At 63.1% G+C, this 16,626-nt stretch carries 12 protein-coding genes; 7 read left to right on the top strand and 5 right to left on the bottom strand.

What is annotated here, in order from left to right; translation table 11 throughout:
• Positions 1-2 precede the first annotated feature (2 nt).
• From BN1136_RS15190 to BN1136_RS15205, 4 genes are all read right to left on the bottom strand, one after another.
• Positions 3-2,024: a prolyl oligopeptidase family serine peptidase gene (locus BN1136_RS15190; protein WP_043808838.1), complete on the bottom strand. Its 2,022-nt coding sequence runs from the start codon at positions 2,022-2,024 to the stop codon at positions 3-5.
• Positions 2,024-4,189, bottom strand: a complete 2,166-nt coding sequence (locus BN1136_RS15195) for a TonB-dependent hemoglobin/transferrin/lactoferrin family receptor (RefSeq protein WP_043761598.1) — start codon at positions 4,187-4,189, stop codon at positions 2,024-2,026. The genes BN1136_RS15190 and BN1136_RS15195 overlap by 1 nt, the downstream gene beginning before the upstream one ends.
• 257 nt (positions 4,190-4,446) lie before the next feature.
• Positions 4,447-6,294, bottom strand: a complete 1,848-nt coding sequence (locus tag BN1136_RS15200; RefSeq protein WP_043761596.1) for a DUF3413 domain-containing protein — start codon at positions 6,292-6,294, stop codon at positions 4,447-4,449.
• 43 nt (positions 6,295-6,337) lie between these two features.
• The gene (locus BN1136_RS15205) at positions 6,338-6,565 is read right to left on the bottom strand and encodes a YejL family protein (RefSeq protein ID WP_043761594.1); all 228 of its coding nucleotides are present in this window, start codon (positions 6,563-6,565) and stop codon (positions 6,338-6,340) included.
• Between the two features lie 73 nt (positions 6,566-6,638).
• Here BN1136_RS15205 and yejK point away from each other — a divergent pair, with 73 nt between their 5' ends.
• From yejK to BN1136_RS15230, 5 genes are all read left to right on the top strand, one after another.
• On the top strand, positions 6,639-7,700 hold the full coding sequence (gene yejK / locus BN1136_RS15210; protein ID WP_043761592.1) for a nucleoid-associated protein YejK: 1,062 nt from the start codon (positions 6,639-6,641) through the stop codon (positions 7,698-7,700).
• Positions 7,701-8,095: 395 nt separating this feature from the next.
• On the top strand, positions 8,096-9,277 hold the full coding sequence (malE, locus tag BN1136_RS15215) for a maltose/maltodextrin ABC transporter substrate-binding protein MalE (RefSeq protein WP_043761590.1): 1,182 nt from the start codon (positions 8,096-8,098) through the stop codon (positions 9,275-9,277).
• A 75-nt stretch (positions 9,278-9,352) separates the two neighbouring features.
• Complete coding sequence (gene malF / locus BN1136_RS15220; RefSeq protein ID WP_043761588.1) at positions 9,353-11,008, top strand: maltose ABC transporter permease MalF; 1,656 nt, start codon at positions 9,353-9,355, stop codon at positions 11,006-11,008.
• 12 nt (positions 11,009-11,020) lie between these two features.
• Entirely contained in the window at positions 11,021-11,911 is an 891-nt protein-coding gene (malG, locus tag BN1136_RS15225) for a maltose ABC transporter permease MalG (protein WP_043761586.1), read from the top strand.
• 69 nt (positions 11,912-11,980) lie between these two features.
• Positions 11,981-13,117, top strand: coding sequence for an ABC transporter ATP-binding protein (locus BN1136_RS15230; RefSeq protein ID WP_043761584.1), 1,137 nt, complete (start codon positions 11,981-11,983; stop codon positions 13,115-13,117).
• 111 nt (positions 13,118-13,228) lie between these two features.
• Here the strand turns inward: BN1136_RS15230 and BN1136_RS15235 are convergent, their stop codons facing one another.
• The gene (locus BN1136_RS15235) at positions 13,229-14,623 is read right to left on the bottom strand and encodes an aminotransferase-like domain-containing protein (RefSeq protein ID WP_043761581.1); all 1,395 of its coding nucleotides are present in this window, start codon (positions 14,621-14,623) and stop codon (positions 13,229-13,231) included.
• Positions 14,624-14,734: 111 nt separating this feature from the next.
• On the opposite strand from BN1136_RS15235, the gene BN1136_RS15240 reads away from it, so the two are divergent.
• Together BN1136_RS15240 and BN1136_RS15245 are read left to right on the top strand one after the other, a co-directional pair.
• Positions 14,735-15,496 carry a transporter substrate-binding domain-containing protein gene (locus tag BN1136_RS15240; RefSeq protein ID WP_043761579.1) on the top strand — a complete coding sequence of 254 codons (762 nt, stop codon included), beginning with the start codon at positions 14,735-14,737 and terminating at the stop codon, positions 15,494-15,496.
• Positions 15,497-15,505: 9 nt separating this feature from the next.
• Complete coding sequence (locus tag BN1136_RS15245; RefSeq protein ID WP_043761577.1) at positions 15,506-16,579, top strand: M14 family metallopeptidase; 1,074 nt, start codon at positions 15,506-15,508, stop codon at positions 16,577-16,579.
• Positions 16,580-16,626: the final 47 nt, after the last annotated feature.

Genomic DNA, 16,626 nt, shown 5'->3' on the forward strand with positions numbered 1-16,626 from the left:
CATCAGTGGTCGACGCCGGCCAGGGTGAGCAGGAAGGCATACTCCTGCGCCGCGCGCTGCTGGGCCGTTCGGGACGTGGCGAGGTGGCCGCCGTCAAGCTCGGTGCGCAGCAGATAGGGGCCGGCCGCCGTGCTGCGTTCCCGCAGACGGGCCACCCACTTGAGGGGCTCCCAATAGGGCACCTGACTGTCGTGCAGCCCGGCCGTCACAAGGACGGGGGGATAGGGCGCCGCGTGCAGGTTGTCATAGGGGCTCAGGCGGCGCATGGCTTGATAGTCGGCGGCCACGGCCGGGTTGCCCCACTCGGCATACTCCTGGCGGGTGAGGGGGAGCTCGGGATCGCTCATGGTGCCGAGCAGATCGACGAAGGGCACCTGCAACACGGCCCCGGCGAAGCGGGTCGGTGCCTGGTTGAGGGCGGCCGCCACCAGCAGGCCGCCGGCACTGCCCCCCATGGCGAACAGCCGGGCGGGATCGATGGCGGGATCCCGGGCCAGGGCATCGGCCACCGCCAGGAAGTCGTCCACGCTCTGCTGCTTGTGCCGGCCGCGCCCCGCCCGATACCACTCGTCCCCGAGCAGACCGCCACCGCGCACGTGGGCGATGGCGTAGACGAATCCGCGATCCAGCAGGCTCAGCACCTGAGGCTGGTAGTAGGGGCGCATGGGGGTGCCGTAGGCGCCATAGCCATAGAGCAGCAGCGCCCTGGGCGTGTGGATCTCCTTGCGCCACACCAAGGAGACGGGCACCTTGACGCCGTCCTTGCCCGTCACCCAGCGCCGCTCGCTCTGATAGAGAGCGTCTTCGGCGGGCCGATCATCGGCCTGCCACTGGCCGCTCGCCAGATCCAGCCAGCGCTGGTGCGGTGCTTCGGCCATGCCCTGACGGCGGATGAGTACCCGCGCACCAGCCGGATCCTGGCTGCCCTGGATCCAGGCCGTGCCGGCCCCCTCGGTCAGGGGAAGGCGGTGGGTGAGCTGGCCACCCCCATCCAGCACATCGAGCCAGTCGTCCCCATTGTGGCGATACTGCAGGACCGTGTAGTCGGCAAAGAGGCGCCACTTCTCGAGATCCTTGCCCTCGCCTGACCAGAGCGGACGCCAGGGCCCGCTGGCCACCTCTCCCAGGCTGGCGGCCTGGTAGAGACCCATGGCGCCATCCCGGTTGCTCTTGAGCAGCACCCGCTCCCCCTGCGTATCCAGGTAGTACTCGAGCCCGCGCTGGCGCCCCTTGACGAGGGTCGCCTTGCCATCCTCCAGCAGGTACTGCTCCGCGCTGTCGTGGTTGTTGCTCTGCAGGATCAGGTGGCGCCGATCCGTGGTGCGATAGAGGCTGAGCAGCCAGGCGGCGTCCGCCTCCTGATGCACCAGCACCTCTTTACCCTCTTGCCAGGCCCACAGCTGCCAGGGGCGCAGGGTGCGGGGTTCGTTGGCAATGGTGTAGAGGGTCTTGCCGTCCCGGCTCCAGAGCAGATCGGCGGCGCGGTGCTCCAGGGTTGCGACCGTCTCGCCGCTCGCCAGATCCAGCAGGGTGATGCGGTAGTCCCGATCTCCCCTGCGATCCTCGGCCAGGGCAAGCAGGTGCCCGTCCGGGCGCAGGGCCCAGGCGGCGAGCTCGTAGTAGCCCTCGGCAGGCTGGCGCGGGGCCAGCAGCTGGCGGGGAGCGGTCTGTTCGCTGCTGCGCTGCCACAGGCTGCCGTCGGCGTCCATCCGCCACTGGCTGCCGGCCTCGCTCAGCCACTCTTGTGGCATGGGCTCGCCGCGGGGGCGGGTCTGCCACTCCGCCTGCAGGGCCTGCGCCAGGGGGGCCTGGCTGGCGAGCTGTTGCTCGGTCCAGCGGTTCTGCTCCCCCAGCAGCGCCAGCAGGGCGGGATCCTGGCGACTGTCGTCGCGCCAGCCGCCGTAGGGATCGAGGCGGGCTATCTCCCCCTTCATCATCAGAGGGCGTTCGGGGATCCGGGGGGCCGGCGCGGCCGTCGGCGCCGGGGCGGCCAGCAGGCTGGCCAGGATCAAGAGTGCCTGCATCATAACCCCACGAAGGTGTAGCGCAGGCTGGCACTCAGGGTGCGGCCGCTCTGGGTGAAGAGGGAGGCATCGGTGCCGGCTTCCAGCCCGGCCACATCCTGGTAGCGGGTGTAGCGGGTGTCGAACAGGTTGTCGAGCTTGAGGTTGACCTTGAGGGCGTCGGTGACGAGCCAGTCTCCCGTCAGACCCAGGCTGAACCAGCCGGCGCTCTTGAGGCAGTCCCCCTGGCGACCGCTCAGGCTGTTGCCGCAGCTGGGCACCCGGCTCATGGCGGCGGCGTAGTCTGCCTGTACCCCGACGCTCCAGTCGCTGGCCTGGTAGCTCAGGCGGGTGTTGCCCTCCAGCGGGGTGAGGGTGCGCAGCGCCTCGCCCTGGCTGTCTTCCCCGTCGACCCAGCCGAGCTTGATGGCCAGCTCCCAGGCCGGGGTGAGCCAGTAGCTGGCGGCCACCTCGGCCCCCCAGGTCTCGGCCCTGGCCACGTTGCGGTATTGGCGAAGGATGACGCCATCGCTCAGGCGCAGCCCCACCTCGCGCCAGTCGATGAAGTTGTAGTAGCGGTTGTAGAAGAGGGCAGGCTTGATGCTCCACTCATCCCCTTCACCGCTCACCCCCCACTCGAAACTGTGGCTGGTCTCCTCCTTGAGGCCGGTGTTGGCGATGATCTCGAACGGCGGCAGGGCAAAGTAGTGGGGGATGTTGCCGTACACCTTGTCATAGGAGGGGGCGCGAAAGCCGTTGGCGTAGCTCAGCCAGCTGCGCCACTGCTCGTTGAAGCGGTAGCTGGTGGCCAGGCTTGGGGAGAGGTGCCAGCTGTGGTTCTCGCCGTTGCTGCCATCGAGCGGCTGCAGCCACTGGTGATCCATGCGCAGGGTCGGGGTGAACTGCCATGGCCCCTGGGTCGCCACGTCGCCGAGCCAGACCCCGGCACGGTCGGTGCGGGCGCGGCTGAAGGGGGCGGACTGGGTGGGCTGGGGGATGCCGGCCTCCAGACTCAACTTCTCCACCGGCCGTTCGTGGGTGGTGCGCTCCAGCTCGACGCCGTAGCTCAACTTGTGGATCAGGTTGCCGGTGGCGAGATCCCGGCGCACGTCCAGCTCGGTGCCGATCCGCTCCTCGGTGAAGGTGGCGAGCTCACGCTCGCTGCGATAGCGGGGGTAGCCGCTCAGCAGGTCGTTTTGCAGCAGGCTGCGCTTGTTGGCGGTGTTCTTCGAGTGGTTGCCATAGAGGCTCCAGGTGAATTGATCCGCGAGGGTGCTGTCCAGGCGGCTCGCCTCCCAGGCGAGCTTGCCCCCCTGGGTGCGCTGGCTGCCCTGTTCCTGGTACTGGCGCACCTGCCACTTGCCGTCGGGCTGGGGCACCTCGCGCGGGCCCTGATCCCGCTCGGCGTTGTCCTCGAAGTAGTCGAATTCCAGGCGCAGCTGGTGATGATCGCTTAGCGGGAAGCGGGAGCTGGTGGAGGCGCTGAGGCCGTCCAGATCCGCCGGGATGCGGCTCTCGTCGTAGTTGGCGGTCTCGTGCCCCTGCCAGCCGGAGAGGCGCAGCAGGTGTTCGCTCTCCCATAGCCTGGCGGCACCGGTGGCGCTCAGCTTCTGCTTGTCGCTGCCGCCATCCTGCAGCACCTTGCTGCTGAGGTAGGCATCCTGGCCCTGCAGGTAGTCTTCCGGTTGCTTGGTGCTGATGACGATGGTGCCGCCGATGGCATCCGAACCATGGAGGGAGGAGCCGGCGCCCTTGGCCACCTCGATCTGCTTGACGTCGTCGAGGTCGAAACTGAAGCGGCCCACCTTGTCGTTGAGGTCGTCGGCGCCGAAGCCGTCGCTGACCCGGACCCCGTCCTTGATGATCAGCACCCGGTTGCCGCCCATGCCGCGCACTATGATGTTCTGCGGCCGTCCGGCTGAGCCGGTCACCGAGACGCCGGGCTCGTTCTTGAACACGTCGGTGAGTTCGGTGGCGACCTGGCGTTCCAGATCCTCCTCCGTGATGACGGTGATGGAGCCGGCGACATCGGACAGCTTCTGTTCGATGCGCTGCCCCTTGACCACTATGGTCTCGTGTTCCCGGAGAGCGGGCGGATGGCCGGCGAGATCTGTGCTGGCGGGATCGCTGGCGGCCAGTGCCGTACCGGACAGCAGCATGGGCCAGTAGTGAAGCAAATTTTTCATGTTGAGAATAATTATTATTTGAGCCTGAAGGGCGCGGATTATTGCAGAGAGACCCAAACAGATCAGCGATTGATAATCATTATCATTTTGTTTTTATGGCATTGATCAAATTGAAATTTTTTGATGGGTATCTCAGTAGTGAGGCGTGGTGCGTTTTCGAATGGCACCTGAATAGGGGCGAGAGCGCGTGCCAGGGCGGGGAAGGGAGCAAGAAAAAGCCCGCCAAAGGGCGGGCTCTCGGGTCAGGCTGACGGCGCTCAGGGGGCGCGATAGAAACGGTTCAGCTCGTTCATCACCTGGATCAGGGTCCCCATGTCCGGGGTGCCGTGCTTGATGGGGCGATAGGTCTCGCTGTCCAGCAGCTCGAAGTCACCCTGCTTGTTGAACTGGGTGATGGTGTTGTCCTGATAGATGGCGAAGTCGTTCTGATCCCCGGCCAGCAGCCAGGTACGCGGACTGGCGTCGAACAGGCTGCGTCCCGTGCTGTAGTCGCGGGACGGGTTGCGCACCCCCAGCATGCCCTTCATCAGGGTCGGCACCAGATCCAGATGGCTGCTCGCCTGGGCCGGGGGCGGTGTTTCGGCGCCCGGCCAGGCCAGCACCATGGGCACCTGCACCTGATAGGTCGAGTAGTTGCTGCCATAGCCCCAGCTGTTGCTCTGGGTCTCGTTGAACTCCTGACCGTGGTTGGAGGTGATGACGACTATGGTCTGATCGTCGAGCCCCTGCTGCTGCAACCGGGTCACCATCTGCTCCAGCAGCTGGTCGGTGTAGAAGACCGCATTCTTGTAGCGATTCTCCAGCTTCGCCAGGTTCTCGGGGCGATAGGCGGTGGCCGGGTTGAACCGGGTCAGCTCGGGCTGGAAGGGCCCCTTGATGCTGGCTGGCACCTGATAGTCCCCCGGGCTCGAGAGATAGACCAGGGAGAACCAGGGTCTGTCCGTCGTGCGGGTGTCGAGCCACTGCTGCCAGTCGTCGATCAGCAGGCTGTCGTCGGTCTGGCGGGAGACGAAGACCTGCTTGCGCAGGCCGGCGAGCAGGCTCTGCTTGTACTGCTTGGCATCTTCGAGGGCGCCGAACAGGCCGAACTGGTAATCCTGGCGCAGCATCTCGTCGAACAGCACCGGCGGGCGCTTGTCGGCACGAATGTCACCGTAATAGTGGCCGGGCAGCCCGTAGAAGAGGCTGAACATCCCCATGGCTTCATCGTTGCCGCCACTCATGTGGTTGCGGAAGTTGAAGTGTTGATCCGCATAGCGCTGCAGATTGGGCATGTTGATGTTGTTGAGCATGTCGGCCCGCAGGGAGTCGACCACCACCACCAGCAGGTTCTTGTGCTCGCTCGGGGCGCTCACGCTGAGGGGGCGCAGCGGATAGAGGAGGCGGTGCTCCGCGCTGCCCTGATCCTCGGCCTTCTTCTCATACTGTTCGAGATCAAGCCAGCCATGCTTGGCCAGGAAGCTTCTGGCTGTCATGGGGTAGGAGAGGGGGAAGTTGGCGCGCTGCATGGTGATGGGCTGATACAGGGTGGCATCCGCCCAGCTGTTGACCAGGTGGGTCAGGATGAAGCAGACCAGCAGGGCCAGCCCCACCTGGTTGCCGTACTGGCGCCGCTTGCGCTTGTTGATCTTGCGCCACACATAGGCCGACAGCAGCAGCTGCAGCAGGAAGATGGCGGGCACGGCGACGAAGATGATGCTCCAGATAGAGCCCTCCTCGGTCTGCGCCTGATCCAGCAAGAGTTGCCATACCTGACCATTGAGGTGGAACTTGAACAGCTGGAACACCTGGGTGTCGATGAGCAGCAGCACCAGCGCCAGGGTGGCGATGATGGACGACACGAAGCGCAGGGGTTTCTCCCTCGGCAGGATGAAGCTCAGGGGGAAGATGGTCAGCAGATAGGTGACGAAGCTCAGAAACGAGAAATGACCTATCCAGCTGATGATGAGATAGGTCACGCCGAGCGTGGTCGACGGCCAGCTGATGGAGCCCAGGTAGCGGGTCGCGATCAGCATGGCCAGGATGATGTTGAAGAAGGAGAACCAATGCCCCCAGGTGATCAGGCGAGAGACATTATCACGATAGGGGTTGCCGGTTTCGACCATAGTGATCCATCTGCTTGAAAAACATCAAAGAATGCGAAGAAACTCAGTGAGCATCGTGGCGATGATCTACCGAGGCGGTGAGCGCCTGGACGAACTTCTCGGTGATCGCCTGGCGTTGGGCCGGAGCCATGCCGTTGATGATGTTGGTGGTCAGGTTGCCGAGCACCATCAGACTGAGATCCACCGGGGCCTTGTGTTTCTCCAGGGCGGTGATCAGGTCGTTCATCAGGGCGTCAAACTGCTCGTTATTGTACTTTGATACGATGGGCATAATCTTGGGTTCATCTCGGTTCAAAGCGCCTTATAATACTTCACCCTTTCGGCTAACACTATGGCTTTGTGACATGAGTCTCGATATCGACAAGATCATTCTTCACTCCCTGCGCCCCGGCCCCGATGGCCAGCCCCACGCCGATACCCGCAGTCAGACCCTGCCTGCCGACGAGGCGGTACAGGGGCTGATGGCCGAGCTGCATCGCATCTACAACGGCAAGGGGGGCAAGGGCTTCGGCTTCTTCGCCGACCCCGAGGCCGCCGTCGCCGAGCTGGCGGAGGGGGAAGATGCCCCCAAGCAGCCTTCCCCCGCTTTTCGCATCGCCCTGGAGCAGCTGCTGGCCGAGCAGAGCGAGTTCGTACCCTTCTCTGTCAACCTGACCCAGATGCTGGTTAAACAGCTGGTGGAGCATGCCCTCGACGAGCAGGGGGTGCTGCTCATCGCCAAGTACAACTACGTCGGGGTCGACTACCTGATGATTGCCCTGCTGGAGGGCAAGGAGAGCGTCACCGTCAGCGAGGCGCTGGAGCTGCGTCACATCCAGTATCTGGATATCGGCAAGCTCAATCTGGTGGCCCGTATAGATCTCACCGAGTGGAAGACCCAGGGCGATTCGCGTCGCTACATCACCTTCAGCAAGGGCCGGGTCGGCCGCAAGCTGGGGGACTTCTTCATGGATCTGCTGGGGGCCCGCGAGGGGATGGATGCCAAGATCCAGAACAAGGGCCTGCTGCAGGCGGTGGACGATTATTGCGACAGCCGCCAGCTCGAGCCCGCCGAGCGCAATGATTACAAGAAGCAGGTCTTCAAATATTGCACCGAGCAGGCGAGCGCCGGCGAAGAGATCGAAATCAGGGAGCTCTCTGCCGAACTCGCGTCGAAAGAGGCGGGGGAAGGGGATCTCGATTTCTACAGCTTCATCGGTCAGGAATACGAGCTGGAGGAGCGCTTCCCGGCCGACCGCTCCACCCTGCGCGGTCTGACCAAGTTTGTGGGCTCGGGGGGCGGCCTGACCCTGAGTTTCGAGCAGAAGCTGCTCAACAGCCGGATTTTCTACGATCCCCAGACCGACACCCTGACCATCAAGGGCGTGCCGCCCAATCTCAAGGATCAATTGCTGCGCCAGTCGTAATGTGATCCAGGCATCAAATTTTGCAAAAAGGCACCGGAGCGCCCTCCGGTGCCTTTTTATTTAAGGGGTGATGAAGTTGGAAACCGGTGCGGTACTTTTGCTAACACATAAATCAAAATAATGCGGATGAAAGGGTTTTCAATGTGATGAAATCCCTTTCATTGGTGTAAATATATTTCTTTTCGGTAATTTAATTTCTGAATCTTGGCAAAAATATGGGGGTGACTCTCGCTAAGTCGCTGAAATAAGAAAATGTTTTCATAACTTTCTGGAAGAAAATACGTAATTGCATTTCAAAAATGCGAGGCGTGTCATGTGAGGCGTTGACCGCTTGGGATAATATTCACCTTGCACACAATGCTCTTACAGCGCGGAACTAATACAAGGAAAGGCTCATGAAAAAGAAATTGCTGTCATCCCTGATCGGTCTGGCTACCCTGGGCGTGGCTTGCTCTGCCACTGCTGCGATTGACGAAGGTCAGCTGACCATCTGGATCAACGGTGACAAGGGCTACAACGGCCTGGCCGAAGTCGGCAAGAAATTCGAAGCCGAGACCGGCATCAAGGTGACCGTCGCTCACCCGGATCAGGTTGAAGTGAAATTCCAGCAAGCCGCCGCTACCGGCAACGGCCCGGACATCTTCTTCTGGGCTCACGACCGTTACGGTGAGTGGGTCAAGTCCGGTCTGCTGGTACCCGTGACCCCGAACGCCGCCACCAAGGCCAAGTTCGAGCAGTTCGCCTGGGATGCCATGACCGTCGATGGCAAGACCTACGGTTACCCGGTCGCGGTTGAAGCCGTCAGCCTGATTTACAACAAGGATCTGTTGCCCAACCCGCCGAAGACCTTCGAAGAGATCGCCAAGATCGACGAAGAGCTGAAGAAGAATGGCAAGCGCGCCATCATGTGGGCCTATGACACCCCCTACTTCAGCTACCCCCTGGTGGCTGCCAACGGTGGTTATGCCTTCAAGAAGACCGCCACCGGCTATGACGTGAAAGACACCGGCGTGGCCAACGCTGGTGCCAAGGCTGGCGTAGGCTACATCTCCGAGATGATCAAGTCCGGTCACCTGGAGAAGGGCATCGACTACGGTGTGATGGATGCCAAGTTCAACAAGGGCGAAGTGGCCATGATGATCAATGGTCCCTGGGCCTGGAGCAACCTGGACAAGAGCGGCATCAAGTACGGCGTCGCGCCGCTGCCGACCCTGAAGGGTCAGCCGGCCAAGGCCTTCGTCGGCGTGCTCGGTGCCACCATCAACGCCGCCAGCCCGAACAAGGATCTGGCCATCGAGTTCCTCGAGAACTACCTGCTGACCGACGCCGGTCTGGCGCCGGTTAACGCCGACAAGCCGCTGGGCGCCGTGGCCCTGAAGTCCTTCCAGAAGACCCTGGAAGCGGACCCCAACATCAAGGCCACCATGCAGAACGCCCAGAATGGCGAACCGATGCCGTCCGTGCCCGAGATGAGCCGTTTCTGGTCCTCCTTCGAAACTGCCCTCAAAAACGTCACCTCTGGCCGTCAGAGCGTTGACGAAGCGCTGGATACCGCTGCCAAGCGTATCGTTCAGTAAGCACGCACTATCCGGGAGGCCGCAACGGCCTCCCACTCTCTCAAATCTCTCTTGGCGCAATAAAGGTTAATTGGCATGGAAGTAGTACCTGCTCTCGAATCCTATGCCGGTCCGAAGAAAGACAAGTACGTCTGGCTAAAGTGGACCATGGCGGCACTGATCGCAGTGCTTAATGGTTATGCGGCCGTGATGATGTATGCCAGCGGTGAGTGGGTGTTTGCCCTGCTCGATCTGGTGGTCGTCTCCGTCGGTCTCTATGTCTTCATGAACAAGAAGACCTATGCCCACCGCTATATTTTCCCCGGTGTGGCAGGCATGGTTGTTTTTATCATCTTCCCTCTTGCCTACACCATCGGCATCGCCTTCACCAACTATTCGGGGTCCAACCTGCTCTCCATCGAGCAGGCACGGGATTACCATCTTAAAAAAACCTACAAGGTGGCGGGCGGTGAATTCGATTTCACCCTCCTGGGTGGTGAGAACAATCAGTTTCAGCTTCTGCTGCAACAGGACGAGCAATCCTTTATCAGTCAACCTCTTACTCTGCTGAACAACAAGGCCCGTGAACTGGCAGTCCGTGAAGGGCGAGTCCATGACGAGCCCCAGGTGGTTCAGCTGCAACCCCTGGCCGGGGAGGCGACCGACAAGGCGGCCCCCATCCGTGCCATCGTCGATCACCGCACTCACCTGAGCGCGCTGGATGTGGTGCTGCCCGAGGGCAACATCCACCTGACCCTGAGCAGCCTGCGCAAGTTCGCCGCCCAGAAGCCGCTCTATACCCAGCTGGTCGACGGCGTCGTGCTCAAGTCGGGCGTGATGATCAAGGAAAGCAACCTGCTGCGTGACAACCAGAGCGGCGAGCTGATGCTGCCCAACGGTGACACCGGCTTCTACCAGTACATCGATGCAGAAGGCCACTTCGTCGGCAAGGGCGTTGCCCCCGGTTTCGTGGTGAGCGTGGGTTGGAAAAACTTCATGCGCATCATGACCGACCCGGGCATCCAGGGTCCCTTCATGCAGATCTTCGTCTGGACCGTGATCTTCTCCGCCTGCTCGGTGGCGTTCACCCTGGCGATCGGCATGGTGCTGGCCTGTCTGGTGCAGTGGGAACAGCTCAAGGGGCGCGGTTTCTACCGGGTCATGCTGATCCTGCCCTATGCCATTCCGGCGTTCATCTCCATCCTGGTGTTCAAGGGCCTGTTCAACCAGAACTTCGGCGAGATCAACCTGTTCCTGGAAGCGGCGTTCGGCATCAAGCCTGACTGGTACACCAACCCCTTCCTGGCCAAGGTGATGATCCTCATCGTCAACACCTGGCTCGGCTACCCCTACATGATGATCCTCTGCATGGGCCTGCTCAAGGCCATCCCGGAAGATCTCTACGAGGCGTCCGCCATGGACGGGGCCGGTCCGGTACAGAACTTCTTCAAGATCACCGTACCGCTCCTGATGAAGCCGCTGACACCCCTGCTGATCGCATCCTTTGCTTTCAACTTCAACAACTTCGTACTTATCCAGCTGTTGACGAACGGGGCACCGGACATTATAGGGGCCACCACGCCAGCCGGGACCACCGACCTGCTGGTGAGCTACACCTACCGGATCGCGTTCCAGGGCTCGGGTGGTCAGGACTACGGTCTGGCCAGTGCCATCGCCACCGCCATCTTCCTCATCGTGGGTGCGCTGGCCTTGCTCAACCTGAAATTGTCCAAAGCCGACAAGCAACTGTAAGGAGGCTTCAACATGGCAATCGTACAACCCAAGTCTGTCAAATACCGGGTGTGGGCAACCCACCTGGTGATGTGGGGCTTCCTGGCACTGATCATCTTCCCGCTGATCATGGTCATCGCCATCTCGTTCCGTAACGGCAACTTCTCGGTGGGGGAAATCATCCCCACCAATCCGACCCTGGATCACTGGAAGCTGGCACTCGGCATGTCCATCACCAATGCCGACGGCAGCGTCACGCCGCCGCCGTTCCCGGTGCTGACCTGGCTGTGGAACTCCATCAAGGTCGCGGGCATCACCGCCCTGATGATCGTGGTGCTCTCCACCACCTGTGCCTACGCCTTCGCCCGTCTGCGGTTCCGTGGCAAGTCCACCATCCTGCAGGGCATGCTGATCTTCCAGATGTTCCCGGCGGTGCTGGCCCTGGTGGCCATCTATGCCCTGTTCAACAAGATCGGTGACTACATCCCCTGGCTGGGTCTCAACACCCACGGCGGTCTGATCCTGGCCTACATGGGGGGCATCGCCCTGCACGTCTGGACCATCAAGGGCTACTTCGAGACCATCGACTCATCGCTCGAAGAGGCGGCGGCCATCGACGGTGCCACCCCGTGGCAGGCGTTCCGCCTGATCCTGCTGCCCCTGTCGGTGCCCATCCTGGCGGTGGTGTTCATCCTGGCCTTCATCGGTTCCATCACCGAGGTGCCAATGGCCTCCATCCTGCTGCAGGATGTGAACAACCTGACTCTGGCGGTCGGTGCCCAGCAGTACCTCTATCCGCAGAACTACCTGTGGGGTGACTTCGCCGCAGCAGCCGTGCTGTCCGGCTTCCCCATCACGGTCGTCTTCCTGCTCGCCCAGCGCTGGCTGGTGGGCGGTCTCACCGCCGGTGGTGTGAAAGGTTAAGGTTCATGGCCGGGGGAGCCGACTCCCCCCGCCGTCACGATTTGCAAAGATTCAAGAGCGGAGCTCGACATGGCTGAAGTAGTACTCAACAACGTTCGCAAAAATTACGACCCGGCTGTCCACAAGGACACCCTGCGCAATATCAACCTGGCCATCAAGGAAGGGGAATTCATCGTCTTCGTCGGCCCGTCCGGTTGCGGCAAGTCCACTTTGCTGCGGATGATCGCTGGTCTGGAAGACATCACCAGCGGCGAGCTGACCATCGGCGGGCGCTACATGAACGACGTGCCGCCGGTGGAGCGCAACGTGGGTATGGTGTTCCAGTCCTACGCCCTCTATCCGCACATGAACATCTACGAGAACATGGCCTTCGGCCTCAAGCTCAAGAAGATGGACAAGGAGAGCATCCACAAGCGGGTGATGCGCGCAGCTGAGATTCTGGGCCTGGAGCCCCTGCTGGACCGCAAGCCCAAGGCGCTTTCCGGCGGTCAACGCCAGCGGGTCGCCATCGGCCGCTCCATTGTGCAGCAGCCCCAGGTGTTCCTGTTTGACGAACCGCTGTCGAACCTCGACGCCGCCCTGCGGGTCAAGATGCGCATCGAGATCGCCAAGCTGCACAAGGAGCTCAACTCCACCATCATCTACGTGACCCACGACCAGGTGGAGGCCATGACCCTGGCTAACCGCATCGTGGTGCTGAGCCCCCTCAAGGGCGAGGCGGCCACCAACCTGGAACAGTTCGGCACCCCGCTCGAGCTTTACCACAACCCGGACAACAAGTTCGTGGCGGGCTTCATCGGCTCCCCCAAGATGAACTTCCTGGCGGGCGAGCTGGTGGAGATCGGCGAGCGGGAGTGTCTGGTCAAGCTGACCACCGGCGACAACGTGCGGGTGCGGGTCGATGCGCGCCGCGGCGCGGTCGGTGACAAGGTGGAGCTGGGTATTCGCCCGGAACACCTGGTGCCGCTCGGCCACGCCCATGCCGACAGCCGGGTGAGCGGTGTGGTACAGGTGGCCGAGCACCTGGGGGCGGAATCCTTCGTCTACATGGACGTGGGCGGCCACGACTTCACCGTCAAGGCGAGCTCCGACGTGGACGTGGCCACCGGTCAGGAGTACAGCGTCGGCATCCCGGCCGAGGCGTGCTACCTGTTCGATGCCAAGGAGCAGGCGTTCCCGCGCACGGCCAAATATATCCGCACCTGATCGGGATCAGGATGCCGGGGTTTTCCCTTCTTCACGTTCAATGCCTTTTGCCGGTCGCAAGACCGGCTTTTTATTGCCTGTCATCCAGGATCCCCATCGCGCGGTGCGCCATCATGCCCCCTCCTGTCGGCGGGCCCAGCCTTGCAGAAAGTCGAGCAGGGGCTGGTGGCTGTATGCCAGGTTGCACCTCAGCCAGGGCGTGGGCGGGGCATCGACCCGAAACTGACTGCCCGGGGCCAGCAGCAGCCCCTCGGCCAATGCGGCCTCGCTCAGGGACAGGGCATCCTGATGGGGTGCCGGCAGCCTGACCCAGGAGAAGAGCCCGCCCTGGGGAGGACAGAAACTCTGCCAGCGGATCCGCTCCAGCCCCTGTTGCCAGCGTTCTCCGGCCCGCATCAGCCTATCCCGCAGTCGCTGCTGCTCTTTCGGGGTGTCGGGATCCTTGAGCATCCGCAGCACCAGGCGCTCCGCCAACTCGGAGGAGGCGATGGCGTTCATCACCTTGTAGCGCAGCAGGCGGTCGGTACGCTCTGCACTTGCCAGCAGATAACCCACTCTCAGGCCCGGTGCCAGTGCCTTGGCAAAGCTGCCGATGTAGATGATGTGCTCCAGACCCGCCAGCGCCGCCAGGGTCGGGGTGGCGCTCTGGGTCAGGGCCGCGCTCACGTCGTCCTCGACGATCAGGCAGTGGTGCTGCGCCGTGAGCTGCAAGACCCGGAACGCGGTGGCGGCCGAGTAGCTGGCGCCGGTGGGATTGTGCTGGCGCGGGTTGGTGAAGAAGGCCTTGGGCCGTGCCAGGTGCAGCTGCTCGGCCAGCGCGGTGCAATCGGGGCCCTGGGCAGTCCAGGGGACGCCCATCACCCTCATGCCGGCGTGTTGCAGCAGGGCGATGAGATTGCAGTAGCCCGGATCGTCCACCAGCACGGTGTCGCCAGCGCGAAGTTCCGATTGCACCACCAGCGCCAGGGCCTGGCTGGCCCCCTGGGTCAGCAACACCCCCTGCGGATCCACCGGGATGCCGAGCGCCTCGTGGTGTTGCCAGAGGTGCTGGCGCAGCGGCTGCCAGCCCGCCGAGTGGCCGTAGGCGATGCCGCCGTCGGCCTCTCGCCCCTGCTGGCGCAGGGCGCGTTGCAGGATCTGGGTCGGGTACCACTGGCTGGGCAGCCAGCCACAGCCGGGCTGCACCACCTCGGGGCCCGGGGTGATCCTGTGGTCGGTCAGCCAGCGGGCATCGGGGACGGGGGGCGGTGCCATGGGCGGGGCCAGCGGCGTGCGGGCCACATAGTAGCCATCCCCCCGTCTGGCGAGGATCACCCCCTGCTGTACCAGCCGGTTGTAACTGTCGGCAACGGTGAAGGTGCTGATGCCAAGGGTGGTGGCGAGCTGGCGTACCGAGGGCAGGCGCTGGCCGGGCGCAAGCTGGTGCCCGGCGATGGCCTGCCGGATGGCGTGCATCACCTGCTGGATCAGGGAGCCCTGGGTCGGGTCGAGAGAGAGGGAGGGCATACTGTAGTGGCTCTTTGACCTGTACGGTTGGGGCGGTTGTTAATGGATTGTATATGTAACGTATAGGGCAAATGCAATAGTGTCGAGCCATCTACCCAGAGGAGTGACACCATGAAACGAGCCCTGTTATTACTCACCGGCCTGCTGTTTGCCCAGTCCGTTCTGGCCGCCCCCGTCCTTCGCATCGCGACCGACGGCACCTTCCCGCCCTACAGCACGGTCAATCCGGACGGTTCGCTGGCCGGGTTCGATGTCGATATCGCCAATGCGCTGTGCGCCGAGATGAAGGTGACCTGCGAGCTGAGGCAATACGACTTCGACGGCATGATAGCCGGGCTCAAGGCCAGAAAATTCGACATGATCGTCGCCTCCATGGCGATCACCGAGGAGCGCCTGCGCCAGATAGCCTTCAGCGACAAGTATCAGGGTGGCTACTCCCGTTTCATGGGGTCTCGCGATACGTCCCTGAGTGGTGAGCCCGCCGCCATGGTCGGCAAGCGGATCGGCGTGCAGCTTGGCTCCATCCAGGAGAACTATGCCAAGGATGTCTATGGCAAGGCGGGGGCCGAGGTGCGTACCTACGGCTCGGCAGAGCAGGCCTGGCTGGATCTGATGGCGGGTCGGCTGGATGCCATCGTGGTGGAAGTCGGCGTCGGCATGGAGTTCAAGAAGCGGGAAGGGGCGGCCGGGTTCGACTTCTTCGGCCCCAGGATGAATGACCCCGCCTACTTCGGTACCGGCTCCGGCATCGCGGTGCGCAAGCAGGACACCCGGTTGCTGGGGGAGGTCAACAAGGCGCTCGGCACCCTGCTGGCCAACGGCACCTACAAGCAGATCAACGACAAGTACTTCGATTACGACCAGTACGAATAAGGGGGCGAAATGCACGAACTCAAGCTCCCCCTGCCCGGCGGCACGCCGGGTAGTCAACGGGTATTGCAGGCCTGGGAATTTGGCAGCTGCGGGCCCCTTGCCTATCTGCAGGCGGGTCTGCATGCCGACGAGTTGCCCGGGGTGCTGGTCCTGCATCGCCTGCGCCGGCATCTGATGGCCCTGGAGCAGCAGGGAGCCCTGCTGGGGCGCATCCGTCTGGTGCCCCAGGCCAATCCCATCGGTCTGTCCCAGTGGCACCTGGGGTTGCATCAGGGGCGCTTCCTGGCCGCCACCGGGCAGAACTTCAACCGGGGCTATCCCCTGCTGGTGGCGAAGGGGGAGGCGATCCCGCCCCACCTGACGGCGCGGGAACTGCTGCTGGGCAGGCTGGCCGAACGGCGTCCCCGCGGCGAACTGGCGTGGCTGCAGCACACCCTGTTTGGCTGGGCGCTGGAGGCCGAGCTGGTGCTGGACATCCATTGCGACAGCGACGCCCTGCTGCACCTCTATGGCCACGCTCGCCAGCGCAGCCAGGTAGCGCGCCTCGGGGCCTGTCTCGGTGCCGGGGTAATGCTGCTCAGCGAGCAGGCGGGGGGCATGTCCTTCGATGATGCCCTGCTGCAGAACTGGTATGCCCTGATGGAGGGACCAAAGGTGCCGGTCGCGGTGACGGTGGAGCTGAGGGGACAACAGGATGTGGCCGAACATCTGGCCGAACAGGATGCCCGGCGGCTGCTGGCCTGCCTGCAGGAGCGGGGCTGGATTGACCCTGAATTCAGCGCGCCTGTCGATCACTTCGCGGCGATCGAAGGCGTGGTGACGCCCCTCTCGGCCGTGGAGGTGATCCCGGCTCCGGCGGCGGGGATCCTGAGCTACGAGGTCGCACCCGGTGATCGGGTGCTGGCGGGGCAGCGGGTAGGCTGGCTGACGGATGCACAGACCGGGGAGCGCATTGCGCTCAGCGCACATCACGGTGGCCTCTGTTACGCCAGGGTGCTCAACCGGCTGGCCTGCGCCGGGGATGAGGTGATCTTCCTGGCCGGTGAGGTGCCCCACCGGGAAGGAGACTTGCTGGGTCTGTGAATCGCCGGCAGAGACATTGGGTCAGATTGGCTGGCCAGCCAGAGCGG

Source organism: Aeromonas taiwanensis, from assembly GCF_000820165.1.
Taxonomy (GTDB): domain Bacteria; phylum Pseudomonadota; class Gammaproteobacteria; order Enterobacterales; family Aeromonadaceae; genus Aeromonas; species Aeromonas taiwanensis.

Bases quoted from the DNA above. Each gene is read 5' to 3' on its own strand.
- BN1136_RS15190 (WP_043808838.1), bottom strand. From the start codon at position 2,024: ATGCAGGCACTCTTGATCCTGGCCAGCCTGCTGGCCGCCCCGGCGCCG.
- BN1136_RS15195 (WP_043761598.1), bottom strand. From the start codon at position 4,189: ATGAAAAATTTGCTTCACTACTGGCCCATGCTGCTGTCCGGTACGGCA.
- BN1136_RS15200 (WP_043761596.1), bottom strand. From the start codon at position 6,294: ATGGTCGAAACCGGCAACCCCTATCGTGATAATGTCTCTCGCCTGATC.
- BN1136_RS15205 (WP_043761594.1), bottom strand. From the start codon at position 6,565: ATGCCCATCGTATCAAAGTACAATAACGAGCAGTTTGACGCCCTGATG.
- yejK (WP_043761592.1), top strand. From the start codon at position 6,639: ATGAGTCTCGATATCGACAAGATCATTCTTCACTCCCTGCGCCCCGGC.
- malE (WP_043761590.1), top strand. From the start codon at position 8,096: ATGAAAAAGAAATTGCTGTCATCCCTGATCGGTCTGGCTACCCTGGGC.
- malF (WP_043761588.1), top strand. From the start codon at position 9,353: ATGGAAGTAGTACCTGCTCTCGAATCCTATGCCGGTCCGAAGAAAGAC.
- malG (WP_043761586.1), top strand. From the start codon at position 11,021: ATGGCAATCGTACAACCCAAGTCTGTCAAATACCGGGTGTGGGCAACC.
- BN1136_RS15230 (WP_043761584.1), top strand. From the start codon at position 11,981: ATGGCTGAAGTAGTACTCAACAACGTTCGCAAAAATTACGACCCGGCT.
- BN1136_RS15235 (WP_043761581.1), bottom strand. From the start codon at position 14,623: ATGCCCTCCCTCTCTCTCGACCCGACCCAGGGCTCCCTGATCCAGCAG.
- BN1136_RS15240 (WP_043761579.1), top strand. From the start codon at position 14,735: ATGAAACGAGCCCTGTTATTACTCACCGGCCTGCTGTTTGCCCAGTCC.
- BN1136_RS15245 (WP_043761577.1), top strand. From the start codon at position 15,506: ATGCACGAACTCAAGCTCCCCCTGCCCGGCGGCACGCCGGGTAGTCAA.